General features: G+C 65.6%; 1 protein-coding gene. It reads right to left on the minus strand.

Annotated features, from left to right (window positions below; translation table 11 throughout):
* On the minus strand, nt 1-576 hold a 576-nt coding region (locus tag ACTJLF_RS34675; RefSeq protein WP_440884911.1), incomplete at both ends, for a phosphopantetheine-binding protein.

Consider the following 576-nt stretch of genomic DNA (forward strand, 5'->3'; position numbering starts at 1 on the left):
TGCCGGCGTCGAACCAGGTGGCCTGCAGCATGCGTCCGGCTTCGGGGTCGAGGCGGGAGGCGGCCACGCGCGAGGTCTCGGCGATGAGCATGCGAAGGCCGTCCTCGTGCAGGCCGATCGTGTCGATGCGGCGCAGGCACTCCCTGGCCTCGAAGGCCGTCACTGATGGGATCTCAAGGTGCCAGCCGGGCACAAGGCGCATGCGCAGTGCGTCGTGGTGCGTTACCAGCGCTTGCAAGGCGGTGGCCAAATGATGCTCTTGCATGTCTGCAGGTACCTGCAGCAGCATCGACTGGTTGTAGCTGCGTACCGGGCCACCGCGCTCCATCAGCCAGTGAATGATTGGCGTCGCGGAAATTGCCCCGGTGGCCTCATCCACTGTGCCATTCTGCGTCGCCAAGGGTGTGGACGCTGCCGCCAGCGCCTCGACGCTCTGGCACTGGAACACGTTGCGCGGAGTAATGAGCAGTCCTGCCTTGCGCGCGCGGCTGACGAGCTGGATGGAGCTGATGCTGTCGCCGCCGAGGTCGAAGAAGTTGTCGTGGATGCCGACCTGCGGGAGGTGGAGGATCTCTG

This window comes from Variovorax sp. 22077 (assembly GCF_052044195.1).
Taxonomy (GTDB): Bacteria; Pseudomonadota; Gammaproteobacteria; order Burkholderiales; family Burkholderiaceae_C; genus Variovorax; species Variovorax atrisoli.